Source organism: Neisseria sp. DTU_2021_1001991_1_SI_NGA_ILE_055 (assembly GCF_032342915.1).
Classification (GTDB): Bacteria; Pseudomonadota; Gammaproteobacteria; order Burkholderiales; family Neisseriaceae; genus Neisseria.
The window spans coordinates 1456590-1478520 of the sequence record NZ_CP135440.1; the positions used below are offsets into that span (position 1 = coordinate 1456590).

Sequence of the window (21931 nt, forward strand, 5' to 3'; positions counted from 1 at the left end):
GGGTTGTCTATTTGGACAACCCTTCTTTTTTATACTCCATTATTTCAATAACTTAAGATTTTCTTATTCATATTCAAACCAACTGGCAAAACCATTCTTTTTCCCACCTCAAATTTTCTTCAATTCATTATTCGGCATTACCAGCCAAACCTGTGCATTTTTGACTTGGGCGGCTGCTCGGATGGCCGCTTCATCCATAATAGAAAATGCGGTAGAAAAGGCATCGGCAACTGCCGCACTTTCCGCCATAACGCTCATGCTTTTATAGCGCGGCTGGCTTCCGCCTGTGCGCGGGTCAAAAAGATGGGTAAATTTGCCTGCCTCGTCCATTACCGTGCCATAGCCGCCCGATGTGGCAAACGCTTGATTTTTCATGGCAATGGTGGTCAGGATTTGGTCTTCGTGGTCAGGATTGCGGATGCTGACATTCCACTCGCGCTGGTTGGCATTATCAAAGCCGTAAATCTCCCCCATATCAATCAATGCCTGAGAAACGCCTTGCTGCTTCAACAATTCAGCTACTTTGTCGGTAATATAGCCTTGGGCAATGCCGTTAAGCGACAAGCCCATGCCTTTTTGGGCAAAACGGATTTCTTTGGTATCAAAATCAACTTTGTTGAAGTCCACCAATTTAAGCGTATCTTTGATGCTGCGTTCAGACGGTGGCGTTTCGGTTTTCGGATTCCGTCTGAAATGGTCGGCATACAGATTCCACAAAGGCTGAATGCTGGGATCAAATGCACCTTGCGTCAGCCGATGAATATCCCGGCTAATACTAAGCAGCTGCAAAAAATCGGATGGCGGATTTTTCAGACGGCCTTCTCGGTTTAAGCGGCTGATCAGGCTGTCATCCCGATACAGGCTGAAGATTTTTTCCAATCGTGAAACTTCCGCCAATACTTTGTTGATCAGTATCTCCGCCTGCCTGCGCCCAACACCGAACAAACGCAATTCCGCACCCGAGCCTAATGCAATCCCTTTCCAGATAACAGGCTGCCCTTCTTGATTCGGGCCGGCTGAATGAGTCGGCTGATTGGTTTTTCGGCTGATGACAAAGGGAATGCCGACACCGGCGGCAAGTGTGGCGGCGATGGCAATGAAGCGGCGGCGCGTTAAAGGGGTGGACATGGCGTATTCCTTGGATTTTTTATTTTTACATTGAAAGTCTGCATCATTAAATATCAATCGGCAGCCTTCAACACAAAGGCCGTCTGAAATGGTTTCAGACGGCCTTTATTGATTGTTTTATTTGAAAATATATTCGTCGGGCATTTCTGCAAAACCGACAACTCTGCCGCCTTTTTCTTTGGCGAATTTTTCAGCTTGTGCCTTGTCGGCAAAAGGAAGCGCATCTTCCGCACCCATGCCGCCGATAAAGCTGCTTTCGATAACGTAATAGGCCTTTTTCGCATCTATCCATTCAGTGTCGGCATTGGGTTTTTCCCAATCTTTGACTTTACCCATATCGGTAACATAGATGACATGAATGCCTTTCGGCTCTTCAGGCAGCTTGGTATAGCCGAACATCTGCTTGATGGTGGAAAACCAGACTGGTTTTTCAGGTTTGCCGTTCAAGAAGATTTGCGCTTTAGGGCCGTTGTGTTCGGTCAAATTCATGCTGCAGTAATGACCGACCGCGCTGTCGCTGATTTGTTGGGGCGCAGGCGGAGGGCTGTTGTCCTGCTTGCTGCAGGCTGCCAATGCGATGAGTGTGAAGGTAGTCAATAATATTTTTCTCATATTTGTCGCTTTCCGAAAATCCAGGCGGCTAAAATCAAAGGAATGATAACCCATAATACCTGAGCCGTCAGCAAAACAGGCATACTCAGGCTGATTTGTTCGCTCAAACCCGCCATGCCGGCATACATGGCTGTATTTTCGTAACCCGTCAGGTTCAGCAGGCGATAAATGTCTGCGGGGTTGAACAGAAGAACGGTTTCCACTACAGGCGCGGTAATGACTTGTTCGGTATCGGCAACTAAAACACCTAAAAGCGCCATATCGAAAATAACGACAAAAAACAGCCATACGCCGATGGCGATACCGGCGGCGGTACCGCGTTCTTTAACTTTTGCGCTGATCAAATAGCCCATGGACAAAAAGGCTGCGCCAAGAATCACGCTGGCAGCAATCAAAAGGGCGAAAGGCTGCCATGCGGCAATATCAAAACCGCCGTTGGCAAGCTGAAGGGTAATACCTGCCAATCCGTAGCCTGCCGTAGTAGCAAGGGCAAGAATGATGAGGTGGCCGATAAATTTACCGGCAAGGATTTGGTTGCGCGAGATGGGGTAACTTAGCAGCAACGCCATTGTACCGCGCTCGATTTCGCCAATCAGTGCATCATAAGAGAGCAACATCGCAATCAGCGGAATCAGGAAAATAGACAGGCTGGACAGGCTGACTACGGTTACCGTCAAGGGATCAACCTTGACCGAACCGGTAGGCGAGCTGCCGAGAAAGCCTAATGACAGTGCCAATGCGGCAAGCAAAAGTGCGGCGGCAAGAACCCAACGGTTGCGCAGGCTGTCGCGGACTTCTTTGCCGGTAATAATCCAAACGGGGTTCATACGTCTTCCCTCTTCAAGAATTGCGCGTACATATCGTCAAGTGTAGGCGTGTGGATATCGATGTAGGCAAGACTGCCCAAATCACCCAATTCGCTCAAAAGAGCCATGCGCTCTTCTGCTTTACATTGCGCTTGGTATGACAGGCCGTCTGAAAGCGGATGCCAACGCTCGCTCAGCGGGCGCGCTTCTTTCAAGCGGACGTTGACGGTCAGCGGCAGGCCGCTTTGAACATGCAACTCATCCATGCTGCCGTCGGCAACTTTCACGCCGTTTTTCATGACGATGATGCGGTCGGCGTGGCCGTCAAGCTCGGCCAGTGCGTGGGTGCTGAGCAATACGGTTGCGCCGCGCCCATTGAGTTCGCGCACAACTTCGTAAAACATTTGACGCGAAGCCGGATCAAGGCCGGTAGTCGGCTCGTCAAACAGTAAGACTTTAGGCTCGCCCAACAAGGCTTGTGCCAAAGCGAGGCGTTGACGCATACCTTTAGAGTAAGTACCGACACGGCGGCGTGCGGCCTGGGAAATGCCGACACGCTCGAGCAATTCGCGGTTTTTACTCAGGGGCTGTTTTTTAAGTTTGGCATAGAAATCCATGGTTTCGATACCGGTCAATGAAGGATGCAATGCAACCGTTTCAGGCAGGTAACCGATTTGGCTGCGACGCTGCGCCCCTGCTTTACTTCCGGTCGGTTCTCCCAAAAGCATCACTTCGCCCTCGGTCGGCGTAATCAGACCGAGTATCAGCTTCATAATGGTAGATTTGCCCGCACCGTTGTGTCCTGCCATGCCGACGCTCTCGCCAGCCTTGAGAACCAGATCGACTTGGTTGACGGCCTTTTGGCTGCCAAACTGCTTGGTCACGTTTCTCAATTCAACATGGTTGGTACTGCTCATGGATATTCCTCTAGTGAATGTTTCAGACGGCCTTTGATATTGGGCCGTCTGAAAGGTTACATATTGGCATTTCCGCCTGTCAGCGCACCGTTTTCGGCATTACCCCATTCGGATTGGTGCGTTTTTGCTTCATGCAGCAATTCGTCCTTCATGGCTTCGTATTTGGTTGTCGTTTTATTGCGGACGGGGTTCATCAAAGGCTTGCTGTCAATTACGCCGCCGGGCAGGATGGCGGGAAATTGCGATTGCGCCCATTTGACAATGCTGATGGCAGGGCTGTTCATCAATAACCGGGCGACGGGTGCGCGCCAGATGATTTGGTCGATAATCCCGTTGGGACGGTAGGCACTGTCGCCGAAGCCGTCGCCGTCAAGGTCAAAGGCGCTGTTATCGCTCCAATAGTTGCCGCGACCGCCCTCACCCCAATCGAGGAAGCGGGTGCTGACATATTTAACCTGGCTTTCGTTGTTAATAAATGAATTTTCGTACAGGGTTGTGCCTTCGATGGCTGCGGTGAAGTGGATACCGATTTGGCAGTTCTCGAAATGATTGGCAAAGATTTTATCGTAGTTGGCATTGTAGGCAAACACGCATTTGCCTGCCTTGTTGATCACATTATCGTGAATTTCGGAATAATTGACGTAGTTGAGCATAATGCCTTGGTCGCGGCTGCCAACGGCAATGTTGCCATACACTTTCAGGCGTTCGGAAAACATCAGCACATAACCCATATTGTTGCCGACGGAGATATTGTTGCTGACTTCGCTGTCATTGGTGTACATATAATGGACGGCAAAGCGCAAGTCGCTAAAGCGGTTGCCTTTGTAGGTATTATGGGTACTGGTATTTGAAAAAATACCGTCACGGCCTTTGGAAATATCGTTATCGACCACTTGCGCACCGGGCGCATTCCAGACGGTTACGCCGTTGCCGCGTTCGTTGACGCGCAGGGTTGCATCGCCGATGATTTTATTTTCCCGCACCATGGATTCTGCCGCACCGTGAATATACACGCCGACGGAATTGTCGATGATGTTGTTATGCTCCACCAGCGCGCGCGTTGCCGTCTCTTCTAAATAGATACCGGCATCCATTGCCGGCAAACTCATGCCGGAATGGGAAACGGTCAGATTACGCAAAGTTACATCAGGCGCATGAACGGCAACCGTCCTCCCGCTCCGGTCGCCGACAATCTTGGCGGAACGGTCGGCAGGGCCTTCGATGGTAATGGGTTTGTCGATATAGAGTTTGGTTTTGTATGTACCGGAGGCAAGCTTGAGCGTATCGCCGGCTTGGGCGCGCGCCAAAGCATCATTGAGATTGTCTTGTGCGGATACGTTGATGACTGCGGCAAAGGCCGTCTGAACCATGCTGCCAAGCAGCAATACGAGTGCGGCACGTTGCCATTTGGAACGATGGATTTGTGTGTGCGTCATAATCATATCTCTGTTTCAGACGGCCTGCTTGCCGCATGATAAACCGATGCGGAAACAGGTATTTTGGTGTTATAGCAAAGCTGTCTGATGATGGCTTTCATTTTGTGGCCATATCGGCCGACAAACAACTTTGCTATAAAGGCCGTCTGAAAGAATGTTTTTTCAGACGGCCTGAAGAATTAAATCATCAAACCGAAATTATTTTGGTTTAACAATCATTTGGCCAGACATTTCCATGTGCAATGCGTGGCAGAACCATTGGCAGTAGTACCAGTGTACGCCTGGACGGACAGCTTTGAAGGTTACAGAAGATGTAGCTTGCGGGCCAATCTCCATAGCAATGCCATAACCTTCCAAAGTAAAGCCGTGAGTCAAGTCTTCAATGGTCTCAACGTTGGTTACATATACGGTAACTTCGTCGCCTTGGTTCACTTCAAATTGAGGAACGCTGTAAGCAGGCGCAACGGCAGTCATGTACACGCGTACTTTGTTGCCTTCGCGTACGACTTTGGCAGCTTTTTCCAGCTCAACACCGTCTTTTTGAGCTTGTTCCAAAGCTTCTTGCCAGAACCATGGGTCTTTGCGGTCCCAAGTTTTGCTTGGGTTCACTTTAGACGCAGCAACCAAGCACAAGTCGTGTGGTTCGGCAAAAGTCGGATTGTCATGCACCAGACGCATTTCGTCGCCAGAGATGTCGATCAATTGGTCACACTCAGGTTTCAAAGGACCGGCATTCAAGAAGCGGTCTTTAGAGAACTTGTTCAAAGATACCAACCATTTACCGTCGGCTTCTTTGGTTTCGCCCATGGTAGTGTGGTTGTGGCCCGGTTGATAGTGAACGTCGAGTTTTTGTTTAATCGGATCGATTTTCTCGCCTTTATAGGCTTTAATCGCATCATCGATGTTCCATTTCACCATTTGGCTGTCGATAAACAATGTAGTATAGGCATTGCCGCGACCGTCAAATGCAGTGTGTAATGGGCCAAGACCCAGTTGAGGCTCAGCTACGACAACATCGCGCTCTTTGATTTTGCCTGCAAACAAATCGTCCAGTTTGCTGACATCCAATACGGTAACGGTTGGAGACAGTTTACCGTTGAGCATGATGTATTTGCCGTCAGGGCTTGCGTTACAGCCGTGAGGAGAGTTAGGCACAGGGATGTAGCGGGTGTATGGAGAGTTGGCTTCTGCACGGCCGTCCAACATTTTCACGCCGTTAACTTCTTTGAAGTCGCCTTTTTTGATGCCTTCTTCGATAGCGGCCAGGTTAAATACTACACACCAGTCTTGCTCGTTAGAAGAAGCACCTTGTACAGTCAGAGCGCGTTCAGAGTTATAGCAGGTAGAGAAAGAGTATTTACCTTGGTAGTCGGCATCGCCGTTGTCCAAGTTACCGTCTACCAAAACTTGCCATGCGATTTCCATGGTTTCGCCGTCAATTGCGGTATACACGGCATTCCAAGTTTTCGCATCATCCCATTTGCCTACGCCGTCAACTGGAACAATGTGTTCGCCGTTGGCAAAAACGTAACCGGTTTTCGGATAACGTTGCGGACGCAGACCGTGGATACCTGAAGCATTAGGAATATCGATGATTTTATCGGTTTTCATTACATCCAAGCGGACGCGGCAAACACGGGTGTTTGCTTTATCGTTGGCGTAAGCATAACGGCCGTCATAAGTTTGATCGGTAAAAGACAAGTGCGGGTGGTGCAAGTCGCCGTTAGGGTAGCAGCGCAGACCGCTGTCTTGCAGGAATTTACGGGTTTCCGGCGTAATTTTTTCATTCAAAATACGCAGGCTCTCGTTGGTACGACCCCAACCGGTAGCGCTGTCCATATTGAATACAGGGATACGCATCAACTCACGCATAGAAGGTACGCCGATCAAGCGCATTTCGCCTGATTGACCGCCTGACAAGAAACCGTAGTATTGGTCAAGCTCGCCCGGACCGACTTCGGAAGTCTGTTTACCCGGCTCGGCAGAATGAGCAGCGGCTTTTTCCGCAGGTGCAGCACCGGAAGCAGCAGCTTTATCACCCTCGCCGTTAGAGCAACCGGCCAAGCCCAACAAACCGGCACCGGCAATACCTGCACCGGAAGCAGCGGCAGTACCTAAGAATGAACGACGGCTTAAGCCGTTTTGTTCTAATTTTTCGTCTGACATACGACACTCCTTGGATAAAATCCGGCGGCCGATTTTTCAGACGGCCTGCCGATGAAAAACTTTCTAAGTCGGGCTGCCGATACAGCCCTCTTTTTTTATTGATAAATTACTACTTGTCGACACTGATTGCCGATTCTTTTTTAACAAACTGGACGACTTGTTCTTGGGCATTTTGCGTTGCTGCCGCATCATGCTGTTCAGCTTTTGCCGCCGCTTGTTTTTGTTTTTTCTTATTCGTTGCCACTACTTGAGGACAACGCGTATCGTGATGATACATTACCTGACAATGCAGACATTGGATACATTCGTTCGGATGAATGTCGCCTTCTGGTGCGATTGCCTGTACTGGACATTCGTGTGTACAAATCTGGCATGGGTTACCGCACATTTTATAACGGCGCAGCCAATCAAACACACGGAAGCGGCCCGGCAATGCGATACCTGCACCCAAAGGACACAGATAACGGCAGAAGAAACGTTCGATGAACAAGCCTGCAATCAGCAAAGCGGCGGCGAACAGAACAAACCACCATTCACGCATGAATTTCAAAATAATTGCAGTTTTGAAAGGCTCAATTTCAGCAAATTTTTCAGCCGTACCCAAATCGTACAGGGAAATTGCCAACAAGGCGAAGAAAATTACATATTTAATCGCACTCAGACGGGTATGCAACAAGTGTGGCACTGTAATTTGTTTCAGACCCAATTTTTTAGCGATACGGTTAGTTAACTCCTGCAATGCACCGAAAGGGCACAGCCATCCACAGAATGTACCGCGGTTCCACAACAGCATGGTCGCCGCCGTAAAGAGCCACAGAATGAATACCAGCGGATCCATCAGGAAGAATTCCCAGTGGAACTCAGTCAAAATGGCTGAGAACAACGTCAAAGTATTCACTACCGATAATTGTGCCTGAGCATACCAGCCGATATAAAACAGCGTAAAGGTCAGGAAACAAAGACGGAATCGGTCATACCATTTTTCGTAACGGACAATCCAGTCTTGGAACAGGAATACCAACAGAAGAATTGTCAAAGCAATACCGACAACCACGATTTGACCTTGTTTGGCTTTCCAAACCTGTTTCCAAAGTTGGTTGGATACACCTTCCTCAGCCGTTGCATCTTCTGCAATACCTGTACTTTCTTCGGGAGCAGAGGCTGCCGCAGCCACCGGCTCAACCGGTGCGCTGATTTCAACCGGCGGTGCTTTAGGATCGTCAACGTAGTAGCCTTTTGGCAATTCATAATCCAAATCGGCAGTTACAAATGCCTTATCATTTACGCTCAATACGCGTTGAATCATCAATTGCAAACGCCATGGTTCGGCACCATCAAATTCCACACCTTCGGGGATGGTGAACCAAGAAACTTCTTTAAATGCAGGCGCACCTTCGGCGGATAAAGCAACTACACGTTCATGTTGCGCATCAGTAAAGCGGAAGCTGGTATCGCCTTGAATCATTTCAATACGGTCAAAGATACCGCCGCGGACATAACCCGAACCTTTCCAAGAATAGCGACCCTCGCCGGCCACCATCACGGCTTCTTGGCCAGGTTTCAAACGTTTTTGCAGGTTGTTCCAACCGGCTTCACCTAAAAGGCTTTTACCGATGGAAGACTGGCTGACCAAGGCAACATACAGATCAATAAATGTATCATTACCATCGCCCTGCTCCGCATGATCTGCCACACCTGCTTTACCGCTTTTCTCAAACAGTTTATTGATTTCGTCGATAGAAATATGCAGATGACCGACGGCTTTTTGTTCCAAAAGCGCATTCCATGACAGGATATCTTGTTTGTCTTGATTGGCAACACGACGCGGACGAGTTTGAACGGCAGGTTCGGCAGACTGTTCGCCGGAAGCAGCTGCCGTACCGGCTTGAACTGCTTTATCTGTACCCAAATGATATTGATGGATTACTGCTTTAACAGAGCGCTGAATACTGTCATTGATGACCATCAGGGTTACAGTCGCACCACTAATAATATCTCCTGGTGCAACACCTGGTTGAGGCGGGTTTTTAATAAAATTTAAGCCGATATATTTGTCAATGAATTTATCGACACGGGATTGCGGGATACCGATCAACATAATCGGCTCATGGTGCTCAACCAATTTTGCACCGGCAATAGTGCCATCATTGGCCAATGCAACCATCGTATCGATCGGTTTGCTCGAATAACCGCGCGTATTAACCACGTCAGTCGTGATATAAACCAAGCCAAGCTGCTCTTCGCCCTTATATACGCGAGCAACCAAAGGCTTACCTTCAGGCTTACCGTAGCGGTCAGCACCTGGGAAAATTTCAGACGGCTGAACTTTTGCCAAGAAATCAGGCAAGCGTTCCGCATAAGCAGGCAGGCTTACCATCATCACGAAAAATACAGCAAACAGCATAAGGATTCGTTTCCAAATGCCACTTAAACACTTTACTTCAAGGCAGGACATGGCTATTCCCGATATATCGATACTCTAAACACTGATATTATATGAATCATCCATCGGCGATAATTTGATTAAAATCAAGTTTACAAATCTTAAAACCAAATTCTATATGCTAATAATACTTTAGAACTATATTGAACAATCCTATCTTTAGTAGACATGAAACACTGGAAAATCAACCCGCTTCAACAAATCTTCTTATATTATTAATTTGTTTATAATAATACTCAAAACAATTCCCAAAATTCTATTTAGCATATATTAAAGCAGAATACGAAGATTGGATTTTAATTTCAATAGGCCGTCTGAAAATAATTCAGAAAATACTTTACTCCACTCTTTCAACAACAAATGTACTTTCTACACAAACAAAAAGAGCCTGTATAACACAGGCTCTTTTTTCAGACTAATCTTAAGTCAGATTAGAATTTGTGACGCAGGCCAACAGTACCAGCAGTTTTCTCGTATTTGTAGTCGCCTTTGCCTTCTTTCAACCAACCAGCTGACAACAGGGCAGAAGTGCGTTTAGAGAAGTCGTAGTCAGCACCAACGATAACTTGGTTGTAAGCGCTGTTCTTTTGTTTCTCGCCGTCTTCTTTAACTTTAAAGCCGTGAGCGTAAGAAACACGAGGAGTTACGTTACCGAAACGGTATGCAGCAGTTGCACCAACTTCAGTACGTTCGTTTTTCTTAGCACCAGCTACGTCAGCTTTGAAACCTTCGTATTGACCTACAACAGCAACCATCAGGTTGTTGGCATCGTAACCAGCAGTCAGACGGTGAGCTTGGTGATCTTTGTAAATATCAGCAGTTAGGCCAGTGTTGTGGCTGAACGCATTTAAGTGTTTATTATCCAAATATGCACGTTTAGCATAAGAACCAGCATAGCGACCAAAGAAACCAGAGTTTTCATAGTTCAAGCCCAAGCCGTAAGAATCGCGGCTTTTCTTAGCGTGATTGTATTTATCGTCAGGGTTAGCATTGTCGCGAGGTTGGTATTGTACACTTGCACTGAAACCACCCAATACAGGAGTATCGTAACGTACAGATACTTTACGATCATCTACACGTTTGATTTTACCCAGTTGCAGAGCGTTTTCGTTATCTGCACCAGACTCCCAAGGGTCGAAGCTGTCGCTACTGTCATTCAGAGCAGTATTCAAGTTACCGGCACGAACTTTACCGAAACCGCCTTCCAAGCCCAAGAAAGATTCACGGTTAGCGAAACCAGAATCACCACCGGCGATAGAAGTTTTTTGTTCAACTTGCCAAATAGCATTCAGGTTGCTACCCAAGTGCTCGTGGCCTTTGAAACCGATGCGAGAGCCGTAGTCAGCGATTTCAGTAGCAGTTTTCTTACCAACTTGCTTTTTAGCTACTACTTTGTCTCCAGTTTTTACTTTAGAAATATCCACGCCGGCTTTGATTTGACCGTACAGAGTCACATCAGCCATAGCTGCAACAGGCAGAGCTGCCAAAGTCAGAGCAATCAGAGATTTTTTCATTGCTGTATTCCTTTTCTATTGTGAAGAAATAACTTAAGCAGACCGGACAATCCGCTTAGGCTTACTTTATCGCTGGAATCAGCGATTCCATGACTGTCACTATAATTGTTCCTTTCTAAAAAAACAAACTTTATTCGACCAACCTCCACTACCGCAGAAACCAAACAAAGGCAGAGACAACCCAAATAATGGAAATTTATTATTTAAAATCAATGATAAATTTCTTCAAAACCAAAATTTGCATTTTTACAACACTTTATCAATTTACACATCAATCACGCTATTTTGTTGCTTTTATACCAACAATCCGCAATTAGGCCGTCTGAAAATCATTACCTAGAACGCTCATCCACTCGGGCAAAGATAGTTGCGTCACGCCAAACTCATCAGGATAGTCAACACCTGTTAGATACAGGCCATCTGACATAAAAGTTGGCGGAGCCTTCAATCTACTTTTTGCATGAAAGACCGACTCAAACTCATCCACACTGATTCTGCCACTACCCACATACACCAATGCACCCATAATATTGCGCACCATATGATGTAAGAATGCATTCCCATGCAAATCAAGGCACAGATAGCGAGAAGTTCCACTAATCTTTGTACTATATAGTGTCTTTATAGGGGATTTCGCCTGACATTCGGCCGCTCGAAAGCTAGAAAAGTCATGCTCACCCTCCAATAAGGCAGCAGCCTGCCTCATCAGATTTAAATCTAATTTCAAATGCGTCCACCCTACTCTGCCAACCAATAATGGAGAACGAACCGGTGAGGATTCCAATAAATAGCGATAATGGCGGCCATAAGCATCAAATCGGGCATGAAAATGAGGTGCAACTTTTTGAGCAACCAACACAGCAACACCATCAGGCAAATGTGCATTGACACCTCGTACCCATGCTTGCTCTGGACGACTCACTGATGTATCAAAATGCACTACCTGTGCAGTTGCATGCACACCCGTATCCGTCCTTCCCGCAACAATAGTATTAACTTGCTCCCCTGCTATTGAAGATAACGCCTGCTCCAAGGCCGTCTGAACAGTCGGCAAATCTCCGGCCTGTTTTTGCCAACCATAAAAACGGCTTCCATCATAAGAGAGGGTCAAAGCCCAACGCTGCACGAGATGCCCTGTTGTATTTGCTTGTTCAGTCATTTCTTATACTTCTTGTAAATTGATATTGTTGCCTACGCTCAAGTAACGAATATTAAAAAGGCGTGATCAACACACGCCTCCATTATGTATTTCAGACGGCCTTCATCTCCAACCATCATATAAAGCTGAAATCTTACTCAACTGATAATAGGCTCAGCCAAAATCTTGCTTTTTAATTTACCATAAAAAAGATGCCGTCTGAAACGGCATCTTCATTTGACTGGCACTTATGCGCCAAGTTCTTTCATCAGTTTTTGGGCTTTATGCAGAATATCGCCTTCAGCCTCTTCAATCAGCCCTTGCAATGTTTCTCGAGCCGCTTCAGGATCACCGATTTCGATATACATCTTAGCCAAATCATATTTAGCTTCAAACGGTGTAGTCATTCCGACTGATTCTGAAACAAAGCCTCTTTCACTATTGCTTTTATCGGCAGCCACTGAAACATCTTCAGTTCCCCATTCCAATGCACCTTCTTCAATCACAAACTCAGAAGCAGCTTCTTCTCTCTCTACTTCTTCTTTAGTTTCTTGAATTTGCAAGTCTTGATCTTGCTTGATATCGAATGGCAGCACATGGCCGTCTGAATCTTCAGGGGTATCTACCGTAAACTCGAGCGGCTCTTCATTTCGCTCAGGCATAACAACAGATACCGGCTGATACGGATTCTCCGGCTCAGGCTCGTACACGCTTTCTGTTGATTCGATATTGTCCCAATCAGCATGACGGCGTTGCTCTGTTTCTGCATCATGCGTTACTGCACCTGAAAGAATACCTGCCTGACTATGGTCAATCTTGCCCAAGTCGAGTTTGACATCGTCAACATTGGAAGATTCTTCTACTTCATTGATAACGACATCATCTTCAAAATCATCTTCGACAAGCAAACCTTCTTGAGTTTTTTCAGACGGCGTTACTTTGCTTGTGGCAACCGCAGCAGCGGCTGAAGCAGCAGCACTTTTCTGTACAGGCTTTTCTTCATCCTTACGACTTGCAGGCGCGGCTTTCGGCTCGTCTTTACGTTTACCGGCAGCTCTCAACAACAGCCAAGCAGCAATAAGGGCTGCGCCGCCTGCCAACAACCATTTCCACAAATTGCCGTCTGATTCATTTTCTGCCGGCTCTGCAGCAGAATCAGTCGTAGCAACAGGTTCTGAAGCCAATACATTCTCTTGGGCATCGGAAGCCATAGCATCTTGAACATCGGAAGCAGGAGCTGCTGATGCTGCATTTTCATTGACAGCCGCAGATGCTGCTTGCTCTGTTTGCGCAGCTGAAGCTTGTTTCATTTCTTCCTGTTGCTGAGGGTTTGCGCCGGCATCTTTAACCTGAGTTTCAGGCTGAGCATCAGGCTGAGTAACAGGTTTTTCTGTTTTAGCTTCTGTTGTATTGGCGGCTTCATTGCCTTTTTCCGGCGCCGTATCGGCTTTAACAGGCGAAGAAGCGGCCAAGCGCTGCAATTCGCTACGGCTCGGGATATTCAGCACTTTACCTGCCAACATACGGTTGGCATTGTTATCAATAAACACATCCGGATTGGCATTAACCAACGCTTGAATGGTTTGATCCAAGGTCATACCTTGCGGACGGATGCTGGACGCAATGGCAATCAGGGTTTCACCCGTACGTACCAAATGCTGTCTGCCTGAACGTACGGCCGTATCATTTTTAGCGGAGGCCGTCTGAACTTGTTTTTTTTCAGCCTTACGCTGCACATCCTTACGCGCTTGAGCTGCCTGATTACCTGCTGCTTTATTGTTTTTAGTTGCAGGCTGTTGGGCATTGCGTGTCGGCTCGGAGGATTGAGATTCGGCAGCCTGACGGGTGTGGACGGATGTCGCATCTTTAGCGTCGTATCCGGCCGGATCGATGATGGCAGTGTATTCACGTGATTGCGCACCGACACCTACTTGGAAAACCAAAACAGGATCTTTAATGGCTTTGGAAGAACGAATCGTAACGACTGCCTTATCGCCTGATTTGCGTACCGCTGCGCGCAAATTGCCATTTGAAATAGTGGCCTTGCCGCCGTTAAGCAGAGCCTGGGCTTCCTCGCCTGTTACGGTAATACTGCCTGTAAAAGGTTCGCCCAGATGAGATTGGACATTCAAGCCGCCCAAACCCGCTGAAGCACCGAGCGATGTCATTAAAGCGATAGAAGCTGTAATTAATTTAATATTGTGATGTTTTTTCAAAACTGATCCCCTGTTCGGAAATTATGGTACTGACCAATGTGCGCGCATTTAACCATATATTTACTAGATATTACGTCATGATATATTTTTAACCCATTCCTGCCAAGCAATAGAGGCCATTCAGCCTGAAATTCCTTGGTAAATCTATTACTTTTGCATGCTTGTGTTTCTTTTTTACAAATTTCTCCGACCCAAAACAAATATTTTATATAAATATATGCAGCATTAAAGTCATGAGGGAAGGTGCAAAAAAACACATCTGCCTGTATGATTAGCATTTACTCAATTAGTTTCATCATTAACATATGAAAGTTTTGAGCGACTTATTCGCCGTATTCTTATTTTTCATTACATACATCATCACCAAAGACATGATTGCTGCAACGGCTGTTGCGGTTGTAGTCGGCATAGCCCAAGCTGCGCTGACCTTTTGGAAGCACCGCAAACTGGACACCATGCAATGGGTCAGCCTGATTTTGATTGTCTTTTTTGGCGGCGCAACAATTCTGCTGAAAGACAACCGCTTTATCATGTGGAAACCGACCGTTCTGTTTTGGATCGGCGCAATCGTCATGCTGTTCAGCCATCTTGCCGGTAAAAACGGGCTTAAAGCCGTCATGGGCAAAGAAATGCAGCTCCCTGATTTTGTATGGACACGCCTGACTTATGTATGGATTGGCTTCCTGATTTTTATGGGGGCTGCCAATCTCTTTGTCTTTACGTATTTTCCAAACCAATGGGTCAATTACAAACTGTTCGGCACATTGGGTTTCACAATCATTTTTTCCATCGCACAGGGTATGTATCTGATGCGTTTCCAGCCTAAGGAGGATCAATAATGGAATATTTCATGCTTTTGGCCACTGATGCCGAAGATGTCCACGAAGCACGCATGGCGGCCCGCCCTGCTCATTTGGCACGCTTGGAAGAATTGAAAGCGCAAGGCCGTCTGCTGACTGCAGGCCCCAATCCTTTACCAGATAATCCGGAACGCGTTTCCGGCAGCCTGATTGTGGCTCAATTTGAATCTTTGGACGCTGCACAAGAATGGGCAGAACAAGACCCTTACGTCGATGCCGGCGTATACGCAGAAGTATTGATTAAACCCTTTAAAGCCGTGTTCAAATGAGCAATATGCGTCAAATTATTGAGGAACGCCTGCGGACGCTTGAGCCTGAGTTCTTCGATTTTGAAGATGAGAGCCATCTGCACGCCGGTCATGCCGGCAATAAAGGCGGCGGGCATTATGCGATATTGGTGGTCAGCAACGCATTTGAAAATATCGGCCGCCTCCAGCGGCAACGTATGATTAAGCAGCTTTTACAAGACTTGTTTTCAGACGGCCTGATTCATGCGCTCAGCATCAAAGCAACCACGCCGGACGAATACTTCCATTAAGATTACCGCCCAAACTTTGATTTCCAATCATTAATTTAGAAGAGAAATACGATGAAAAAAACCTACTTTGCTTCAGCCTTGATGATCGCCCTGACTTCCGGCACCCTGTTTGCCCAAACTTTGGTTACCGTCAACGGCCAAGCCATCGACAGCAGCGTTATAGATGACCAAGTTGCTTCCGTACGCGCCAGCAACCCTAACATTCAAGATACGCCTGAATTGCGTCAAATGCTGACTGAGCGCCAAGTTATCAGCACTGTTGTTACCCAAGAAGCCAAAAAATTAAAACTGGATCAAAGCGCAGAATTCAAAGCTGCATTGGAGCAAGCACGTGCCGATGCCGCCAAGCAAGGAGCGGATAAAAAGCCCACATTCAAAACCGAATGGGCGGCTTTTGAAAATGACTTGCTAGGCCAAGCTTTCGCGGCACACATCATCCGCCAATTTCCTGTTCAAGAAAAAGACGTCAAAGCTGCTTACAATGATTTCAGCAACTTCTATAAAGGCACCCAAGAAGTCCAACTGGGTGAAATCGTAACCGACAGCAACAGCAATGCCCAAAAAGCCATTGCCGACTTGGACGCGAAAAAAAGCTTTGCTTCGGTATTGAACCAGTATTCAATTGATGAAGCAGCCAAAAAAGCCGGCGGCATCCCTAAAGCTTATGTTCCGCTCAAAGATTTGCAAGAATCAGCACCTCCGCTTTATGCAGCCGTCAAAGACCTGAAAAAAGGCGCGCACACTAAAACGCCGCTGCAAAACGGTAATTTGTACGCCGTTTTCTACGTCAATGACCGTCGCAACGTTACCGTACCTTCTTACGAAGCCGCTAAAAACGAGATTGGCAGCGACTTACAGGCAGCCCGTGTTGATGCGGCCATTCAATCATTGCTGAAAAAAGCCAGCATCAAAGTCAACAAATAATATAACGTGCCCGCCGTGATGGCGGCGGGCAATAAGGAACTCACATGAACATCAAGCCCAAAACTGCCGTTTTGGCCATCCTCACCCTATCAACCGTCGGCTTGGCAACCGCCAAAGCACCTGAAATCGATCCCGCCCGCATCGACAGCATGGTTGCCGAAGTATTGAGACAGGCCGACCAGCATCCCAACCAGACTGCCAAACCCGATGGTCAGGCAATCCGCAAAGATGTGGTTACACGCTTGCAGACTTTGGAAATCTTGAAAAATGAAGCCTTTAAAGCTGGTTTGGACAAAGATGCGGAAGTACAGAATCAATTTAAAAACGTTGAAGCTGAGTTCTATGCCAACCAATACGCCGCTTATTTAGAACGTCAAACCGCAGTTGACGATGCCGAGTTGCGCCGTTTCTACGACCAGCAAACACGCATTATCAAGCTGCAACAAGTCAGCTTTGCCTCAGCCGACGAAGTACGCGCCGCGCAAGAACTGCTGCTCAAAGGCTTGTCATTCGAAGAGCTGATGAAGCGCTATCCCAACCCCGAACAAAAATTCGACGGCTTCATCTCTCCGCAACAGCTTGCACCTCAACTGGCTACCGCTTTTGCCGGCATGAACCGAGGCGATGTAACGCATGAACCGGTTGTAATAGGAAACCGTTTTTACCTGTTTAAACTCAGTGCAGTAGAACGCGATCCTAAAGCCAAACCTTTCGAACTGGTGCGTAATCAGCTTGCCCAAGCTGTCAAACGACAAAAAGTCGAGAATCAGATCGAACGTATCTTGAAAGACAACGGCATTAATCCGTAAATTAATTCAATGGTTTCAGGCCGTCTGAAACCATACTCAAACCCAAAGGGCGTGTCTTTACGCCCTTTTTTACAAACTTTTTTTATTCAAAAACATCATGCGCGCCGTTATTCAAAAAGTTACCCAAGCCAAAGTTGACGTTTTGTCCGAAAACTCCCGCGAAACCTGCGGCAAAATCGACAACGGATTTATGATATTGCTCGGTGTTACCCACGCCGATACGGAAGCAGACGCCAAATACATTGCGGATAAAACCGCCAACCTGCGTATCTTTGAAGACGAAAACGGCAAATTAAATTTATCGCTCAAAGATGTCGGCGGCTCGATATTATTGGTTTCCCAATTTACCCTTTACGCCAATGCGCGCATCGGCCGCCGTCCGTCCTTCTCCAATGCCGCTCCTGCTGAACAAGCGGATAAACTTTATCAATACACCGCACAACTTTTGCGCGAACATGGCTTGACAGTCGAAACCGGCAGATTCCAAACCCATATGCAGGTATCCCTTTGCAATGACGGGCCGGTTACCTTATTGCTTGATTCGCAAAAAACATTCTAAACCCCATCAAAAAAGGCCGTCTGAAATCTTTCAGACGACCTTTTCATTTCTGATCATCACTAAATCAAGCCTTGCGCTTTTACCCAGTTCACAATATCTGCCTCAACGGCTTCAGGCGTACCCGGATTGTCGATTTTAACGCCGTACTCATCCGCACCCAGCTCTTCCAAAATCTCCAGCTGCGAATCCAGCATTCCGGCTTTCATATAATGCCCCTGACGCGACAGCATACGTTCGAGATTGATTGCTTGAGGCGGAGTCAGATGGATAAAAGCCACTTTCCCTTCCACACCACGCAGAATATCGCGATAGTGATGCTTGAGTGCGGAACAAGTAACGATGGAATATTTTTCCCCGTTTTTTGCCTGCTCCGTCATCCAGTCACGCAAATTGCCTAGCCAAGGATAGCGGTCTTCATCCGTCAGCGGAATACCGGCACCCATCTTGTCGCGGTTAGCTTGGGTATGAAAATCATCGCCTTCGGCATAGGGACATTGATCAAGATATTTTTGTAATGAGAGTGCGGCCGTGGTTTTACCGCAACCGCACACGCCCATCATGACAAAATGTGTCGTCATTTTTCTACTCCTTGTTTATCTGGATTTTAACGGTATTTGAAAACAGGCGGATTGTGTTATCTCAAAAACACTATCCGCCGGCCGTTTTCGATTAAACCAAGATAAACAACACTGACGATAAAGCAAAACCGATGAGTGCGATAAGTGTTTGGTTGACCGTCCATGTCTTCAAGGTCGTCGGCACATCCATATCCAACAGACGGCCGACAAGCCAGAAGCCTGAGTCGTTAAAGTGGCTGCAACCGACAGAACCCGCCGCCGTCGCCAATACCACGCAAGTAATCTGCCAATCGCTGAAACCTGCCGCCGCAACGGCCGGTGCCATTAATGCGGCAGCGGTAGTCAATGCAACGGTCGCAGAACCTTGCGCAATACGCAAAGCCAAAGCCACCAAGAAACAGCCCAGTAAAACAGGAATACCCAAGTCAGCCATGCTGTCAGCCAAAGCCTTACCGATACCGGAAGCACGCAATACGCCGCCAAACATACCGCCCGCACCGGTAATCAAAATAACCGAACAAACCGGACCCAATGCGCCATCAATGGTTTTCTCCAAAGCGCTGGCTTTTTCGCCACGTTTGCTACCCAATACATACAGGGCCACCAAAACAGAAATCAGCAAAGCAATCGGTGTCGAACCGAGCATTCGTGCAAACTGCACCCAGCCTTCATCCGCACTAACCATTTTCTCGCTGATCAAAGTAGACAAACCAGTATTCAAGAAAATCAACAACATAGGAATCAGCATAATGCCGATGACCGTAGATGCTTTTGCAGGCGCTTTCGGTTGGTCGTTATCTTGTGTACCACCGCTGATCAGATCAGGAACGGGCACATGAATGCTGCGACCCAAAACTTTACCCAATAAATAGCCGCTGAAATACCAAGTAATCAAGGTAACAGGCAAACCCAAAATCAGCAGTTGACCGATGTTTGCGCCATAAAATTCAGAAGCAGCAATCGGGCCGGGATGAGGCGGCAGGAAAACGTGCATGACGGAAAATGCGCCAATAGATGCCAACGCATAGGGCAAGACAGTTTGCTTCATGCGGCGTGCCGTTGCAAACACAATCGGCAACATCACCACCAAACCAGCATCAAAGAAAATCGGAAAACCGAAAATCAAAGAAGCCACGCCTAAGGCAAACGGCGCACGTTTTTCACCAAAAATCCGAATCAGCGCATCCGCCAAAGACTGGGCCCCGCCGGAAGTTTCTACCAAACGGCCGAGCATTGCGCCCAAACCGACCAGCAACGCCACGCTGCCGAGCGTGCCGCCAAAGTTTTTGACCAACACATCATTGACGATACTGCCCATAGGCAGGCCTGTTACGATAGCAGTCAGCAGGCTGACCAATACCAACGTCAGCAAAGCATGAACACGCAGTTTCACAATTAAAATCAAAATCAGCAAAATTGCTGCTGCCGCAATACCGAGCAAAGTACCGGCACTCAGCGTTTGAGTCCAACCATCCATTTTGAAGCCTTTTTCTGTAAGAAAAATACAAATTTATTAATGTTTTTTAACATATATGAATACGATAACACATTTACCCATGAAATCGTACGGCTGAATCCGGCCAAAATATAAGCACCTATTTTTCCAAACCCTTTTTGTAAGATGCTTGAAAATAAGGAGGACAAAGAAAAACAAGAACAATAAAAAGGCCGTCTGAAAAGTAGTTTATTTTCAGACGGCCTGACATTACGCTTCTCAATAAGATAGAAACAGATGGCTTTTTTCAATGATCTGAAACCAAGCCCCTCGGTTATACCTTAGTAAAAATTACCTCGTTTTCCAAACGTGATTTCGGCAATTTGGCATTAAAATCATCTTCGGCGCGATAGCCCAATGCGACAACGGCAACAGCACGATAACCTTTTTCAGCCAAACCAAATTCTTGATCCAAAACAGCCATATCCACCCCTTCCAACGGAACGGCATCCACACCCAAGGCCGCGGTGGCAAACAGGGTAAAGCCCAAATTAATATGAACTTGTCTCGACAACCATTGGGTTTCGTCTTGCATTTGCTTGCGGTGGATACCCAAGAAAGTACGGCGCGCATTATCGCCCATTTGCTTATTTTCGGCCGTAGCAAAACGTCCGTCTTTATCTTCCTGTTCCAACACGCCTGCCAAATAGTCCTCATCGGCATGCACCCGCGCCGCAAATACGATTACATGAGAAGCGTTAATGATTTTGGGCAGGTTGTACGGAAAATTTTCTGCAGATTTAGCTACCCGTGCCTTTCCTACTTCATTATCTGTAATCACAAAATGCCAAGGTTGGATATTGACGCTGGAAGGACTGTAGCGCAGTGCCGCTTCGATTTGGGCAAAATCTTCGGCTGAAATTTTTTTGGAGGCATCAAAAGATTTGGTGCTGTAACGTTTTTGTACGATATCCTGAACATTCATCATGTTGCTCCTTAAAATTTAAAACTGTCATAAACACAAAGGCCGTCTGAAAAATCCTTCAGACGGCCTTTATTCTCAAATTTCCGCCGGCGGTTGCGGTGTATCCTCATCTTCCTGCTGCGTTTTGGCCTTGGCAAAACGGCTGAACCAAATACCTGCTTCGTAGAGCAGAATCAACGGAACGGCAAGCAGGGTTTGAGAAATCACGTCAGGCGGCGTGATGATTGCGGCAACGATAAACGCACCCACGATAACATACGGACGGGCGTTCTTAAGCTGAGCGGTCGAAACAATGCCCATTTTTGCAAGCAATACCACAACGACGGGCACTTCAAACGTCGTACCGAATGCGACAAACATGCCCAAAATAAAGGATAGGTATTTGTCGATATCGGTCGCCATATTGACGCCGACAGGGGTTACACCGGCCAAGAATTTGAAAATAACGGGAAACACCAGAAAATAGGCAAACGCCATACCGACGAAGAAAAGTGTTACGCTGGACAACACCAGCGGCGTAATCAAACGCTTTTCGTTTTGGTATAAGGCCGGGGCGACAAACGCCCAAACTTGATACAGCGTGTGCGGCAAGGACAGCAGAAACGCCGCCATCAAGGTAACCTTCACCGGCACAAAAAACGGCGCGATCACATCGGTCGCAATCATGCTGGTATCTTTAGGCAGATTGGCCATCAATGGTTCAGCAACAAAAGTATAGAGCTGCTGGGCAAACGGCATCATGCCCAAGAAGCAGACGACGATGCCGATGACGATCCACATCATGCGGCGGCGCAGCTCGAGAAGATGCTCGATAAGCGGTTGGACGGGTTGTTCGTGTTGAGGTTCGGACACCGGTTGACTCACTTT

At 47.2% G+C, this 21931-nt stretch carries 20 protein-coding genes; 6 read left to right on the top strand and 14 right to left on the bottom strand.

Annotated elements, in window-relative coordinates; translation table 11 throughout:
* Positions 1 to 108 precede the first annotated feature (108 nt).
* The 10 genes from RRV97_RS06810 to RRV97_RS06855 all read right to left on the bottom strand — a co-directional run bounded on the left by RRV97_RS06810 (position 109) and on the right by RRV97_RS06855 (position 14328).
* Positions 109 to 1128, bottom strand: a complete 1020-nt coding sequence (locus RRV97_RS06810; RefSeq protein ID WP_315611089.1) for an FAD:protein FMN transferase — start codon at positions 1126 to 1128, stop codon at positions 109 to 111.
* A 117-nt stretch (positions 1129 to 1245) separates the two neighbouring features.
* A complete protein-coding gene (locus tag RRV97_RS06815) occupies positions 1246 to 1740 on the bottom strand; it encodes a nitrous oxide reductase accessory protein NosL (protein WP_003748604.1) in 495 nt (164 codons plus the stop codon).
* Positions 1737 to 2567 carry an ABC transporter permease gene (locus RRV97_RS06820; RefSeq protein ID WP_036493197.1) on the bottom strand — a complete coding sequence of 277 codons (831 nt, stop codon included), beginning with the start codon at positions 2565 to 2567 and terminating at the stop codon, positions 1737 to 1739. The genes RRV97_RS06815 and RRV97_RS06820 overlap by 4 nt, the downstream gene beginning before the upstream one ends.
* Positions 2564 to 3463, bottom strand: a complete 900-nt coding sequence (locus tag RRV97_RS06825; RefSeq protein ID WP_003748608.1) for an ABC transporter ATP-binding protein — start codon at positions 3461 to 3463, stop codon at positions 2564 to 2566. The genes RRV97_RS06820 and RRV97_RS06825 overlap by 4 nt, the downstream gene beginning before the upstream one ends.
* Positions 3464 to 3519: 56 nt before the next feature.
* Entirely contained in the window at positions 3520 to 4899 is a 1380-nt protein-coding gene (locus tag RRV97_RS06830) for a nitrous oxide reductase family maturation protein NosD (RefSeq protein WP_371460289.1), read from the bottom strand.
* A gap of 198 nt (positions 4900 to 5097) precedes the next feature.
* Complete coding sequence (gene nosZ / locus RRV97_RS06835; RefSeq protein WP_070646250.1) at positions 5098 to 7065, bottom strand: TAT-dependent nitrous-oxide reductase; 1968 nt, start codon at positions 7063 to 7065, stop codon at positions 5098 to 5100.
* A gap of 109 nt (positions 7066 to 7174) precedes the next feature.
* Positions 7175 to 9469 (bottom strand): 4Fe-4S binding protein, encoded by a 2295-nt coding sequence (locus RRV97_RS06840; RefSeq protein ID WP_315611090.1) that lies wholly within the window; start codon positions 9467 to 9469, stop codon positions 7175 to 7177.
* Positions 9470 to 9939: 470 nt separating this feature from the next.
* Positions 9940 to 11022 (bottom strand): trimeric porin PorB, encoded by a 1083-nt coding sequence (porB, locus tag RRV97_RS06845; RefSeq protein WP_315611091.1) that lies wholly within the window; start codon positions 11020 to 11022, stop codon positions 9940 to 9942.
* Positions 11023 to 11335: 313 nt separating this feature from the next.
* The gene (truA, locus tag RRV97_RS06850; RefSeq protein ID WP_315611092.1) at positions 11336 to 12181 is read right to left on the bottom strand and encodes a tRNA pseudouridine(38-40) synthase TruA; all 846 of its coding nucleotides are present in this window, start codon (positions 12179 to 12181) and stop codon (positions 11336 to 11338) included.
* Between the two features lie 227 nt (positions 12182 to 12408).
* Positions 12409 to 14328, bottom strand: coding sequence for a FimV/HubP family polar landmark protein (locus RRV97_RS06855; protein ID WP_315612245.1), 1920 nt, complete (start codon positions 14326 to 14328; stop codon positions 12409 to 12411).
* A 353-nt stretch (positions 14329 to 14681) separates the two neighbouring features.
* On the opposite strand from RRV97_RS06855, the gene RRV97_RS06860 reads away from it, so the two are divergent.
* The 6 genes from RRV97_RS06860 (at position 14682) to dtd (ending at position 18066) form a co-directional block, all read left to right on the top strand.
* Complete coding sequence (locus RRV97_RS06860; protein ID WP_315611093.1) at positions 14682 to 15215, top strand: septation protein A; 534 nt, start codon at positions 14682 to 14684, stop codon at positions 15213 to 15215.
* Entirely contained in the window at positions 15215 to 15505 is a 291-nt protein-coding gene (locus RRV97_RS06865) for a YciI family protein (protein ID WP_004519663.1), read from the top strand. The genes RRV97_RS06860 and RRV97_RS06865 overlap by 1 nt, the downstream gene beginning before the upstream one ends.
* Positions 15502 to 15774 carry a BolA family protein gene (locus RRV97_RS06870; protein ID WP_070814802.1) on the top strand — a complete coding sequence of 91 codons (273 nt, stop codon included), beginning with the start codon at positions 15502 to 15504 and terminating at the stop codon, positions 15772 to 15774. Before RRV97_RS06865 ends, RRV97_RS06870 begins: the two co-directional genes overlap by 4 nt.
* Positions 15775 to 15825: 51 nt before the next feature.
* Positions 15826 to 16698, top strand: coding sequence for a peptidyl-prolyl cis-trans isomerase (locus RRV97_RS06875; protein WP_315611094.1), 873 nt, complete (start codon positions 15826 to 15828; stop codon positions 16696 to 16698).
* 44 nt (positions 16699 to 16742) lie between these two features.
* Entirely contained in the window at positions 16743 to 17507 is a 765-nt protein-coding gene (locus RRV97_RS06880) for a peptidylprolyl isomerase (RefSeq protein WP_315611095.1), read from the top strand.
* 97 nt (positions 17508 to 17604) lie between these two features.
* On the top strand, positions 17605 to 18066 hold the full coding sequence (gene dtd / locus RRV97_RS06885) for a D-aminoacyl-tRNA deacylase (RefSeq protein WP_315611096.1): 462 nt from the start codon (positions 17605 to 17607) through the stop codon (positions 18064 to 18066).
* 59 nt (positions 18067 to 18125) lie between these two features.
* Here the strand turns inward: dtd and RRV97_RS06890 are convergent, their stop codons facing one another.
* The 4 genes from RRV97_RS06890 to tatC all read right to left on the bottom strand — a co-directional run bounded on the left by RRV97_RS06890 (position 18126) and on the right by tatC (position 21916).
* Positions 18126 to 18644: a gluconokinase, GntK/IdnK-type gene (locus RRV97_RS06890; protein WP_315611097.1), complete on the bottom strand. Its 519-nt coding sequence runs from the start codon at positions 18642 to 18644 to the stop codon at positions 18126 to 18128.
* A 91-nt stretch (positions 18645 to 18735) separates the two neighbouring features.
* Positions 18736 to 20121 carry a GntP family permease gene (locus RRV97_RS06895; RefSeq protein ID WP_049322781.1) on the bottom strand — a complete coding sequence of 462 codons (1386 nt, stop codon included), beginning with the start codon at positions 20119 to 20121 and terminating at the stop codon, positions 18736 to 18738.
* Between the two features lie 292 nt (positions 20122 to 20413).
* Positions 20414 to 21067, bottom strand: coding sequence for an oxygen-insensitive NAD(P)H nitroreductase (nfsB, locus tag RRV97_RS06900; RefSeq protein ID WP_315611098.1), 654 nt, complete (start codon positions 21065 to 21067; stop codon positions 20414 to 20416).
* 72 nt (positions 21068 to 21139) lie between these two features.
* A complete protein-coding gene (tatC, locus tag RRV97_RS06905) occupies positions 21140 to 21916 on the bottom strand; it encodes a twin-arginine translocase subunit TatC (RefSeq protein ID WP_070712267.1) in 777 nt (258 codons plus the stop codon).
* Positions 21917 to 21931: the final 15 nt, after the last annotated feature.

Bases quoted from the DNA above. Each gene is read 5' to 3' on its own strand.
- RRV97_RS06810 (WP_315611089.1), bottom strand. From the start codon at position 1,128: ATGTCCACCCCTTTAACGCGCCGCCGCTTCATTGCCATCGCCGCCACA.
- RRV97_RS06815 (WP_003748604.1), bottom strand. From the start codon at position 1,740: ATGAGAAAAATATTATTGACTACCTTCACACTCATCGCATTGGCAGCC.
- RRV97_RS06820 (WP_036493197.1), bottom strand. From the start codon at position 2,567: ATGAACCCCGTTTGGATTATTACCGGCAAAGAAGTCCGCGACAGCCTG.
- RRV97_RS06825 (WP_003748608.1), bottom strand. From the start codon at position 3,463: ATGAGCAGTACCAACCATGTTGAATTGAGAAACGTGACCAAGCAGTTT.
- RRV97_RS06830 (WP_371460289.1), bottom strand. From the start codon at position 4,899: ATGACGCACACACAAATCCATCGTTCCAAATGGCAACGTGCCGCACTC.
- nosZ (WP_070646250.1), bottom strand. From the start codon at position 7,065: ATGTCAGACGAAAAATTAGAACAAAACGGCTTAAGCCGTCGTTCATTC.
- RRV97_RS06840 (WP_315611090.1), bottom strand. From the start codon at position 9,469: ATGCTGTTTGCTGTATTTTTCGTGATGATGGTAAGCCTGCCTGCTTAT.
- porB (WP_315611091.1), bottom strand. From the start codon at position 11,022: ATGAAAAAATCTCTGATTGCTCTGACTTTGGCAGCTCTGCCTGTTGCA.
- truA (WP_315611092.1), bottom strand. From the start codon at position 12,181: ATGACTGAACAAGCAAATACAACAGGGCATCTCGTGCAGCGTTGGGCT.
- RRV97_RS06855 (WP_315612245.1), bottom strand. From the start codon at position 14,328: ATGACATCGCTCGGTGCTTCAGCGGGTTTGGGCGGCTTGAATGTCCAA.
- RRV97_RS06860 (WP_315611093.1), top strand. From the start codon at position 14,682: ATGAAAGTTTTGAGCGACTTATTCGCCGTATTCTTATTTTTCATTACA.
- RRV97_RS06865 (WP_004519663.1), top strand. From the start codon at position 15,215: ATGGAATATTTCATGCTTTTGGCCACTGATGCCGAAGATGTCCACGAA.
- RRV97_RS06870 (WP_070814802.1), top strand. From the start codon at position 15,502: ATGAGCAATATGCGTCAAATTATTGAGGAACGCCTGCGGACGCTTGAG.
- RRV97_RS06875 (WP_315611094.1), top strand. From the start codon at position 15,826: ATGAAAAAAACCTACTTTGCTTCAGCCTTGATGATCGCCCTGACTTCC.
- RRV97_RS06880 (WP_315611095.1), top strand. From the start codon at position 16,743: ATGAACATCAAGCCCAAAACTGCCGTTTTGGCCATCCTCACCCTATCA.
- dtd (WP_315611096.1), top strand. From the start codon at position 17,605: ATGCGCGCCGTTATTCAAAAAGTTACCCAAGCCAAAGTTGACGTTTTG.
- RRV97_RS06890 (WP_315611097.1), bottom strand. From the start codon at position 18,644: ATGACGACACATTTTGTCATGATGGGCGTGTGCGGTTGCGGTAAAACC.
- RRV97_RS06895 (WP_049322781.1), bottom strand. From the start codon at position 20,121: ATGGATGGTTGGACTCAAACGCTGAGTGCCGGTACTTTGCTCGGTATT.
- nfsB (WP_315611098.1), bottom strand. From the start codon at position 21,067: ATGATGAATGTTCAGGATATCGTACAAAAACGTTACAGCACCAAATCT.